The 233-nt window shown below is 40.8% G+C and carries 1 rRNA gene; it reads right to left on the bottom strand.

Going from position 1 to position 233, the window contains the following annotated elements:
• A 16S ribosomal RNA gene (locus SB773_RS34825) occupies positions 1–90 on the bottom strand; the annotation flags it as partial.
• Positions 91–233 lie beyond the last annotated feature (143 nt).

The following is a 233-nucleotide window of genomic DNA, read 5'->3' on the forward strand; positions in this document are numbered from 1 at the left end:
AGGGAGCAAGCTCCCATCGATTCGCTCGACTTGCATGTATTAGGCACGCCGCCAGCGTTCGTCCTGAGCCAGGATCAAACTCTCCGAAGAAATGTTTGACTTGCTCATTTTGCTTTTTTAATAGTGTGTGCTCACTTAAAATTTAACGTTGGCGCTTTGTTTTGTTCAGTTTTCAAAGAGCAATTTCGTTGTCGTTCGCTTAGAAACGACTTTAATAATATATCAACTATATT

Source organism: Bacillus sp. SIMBA_074 (assembly GCF_046534555.1).
GTDB lineage: Bacteria > Bacillota > Bacilli > Bacillales > Bacillaceae_G > Bacillus_A > Bacillus_A mycoides.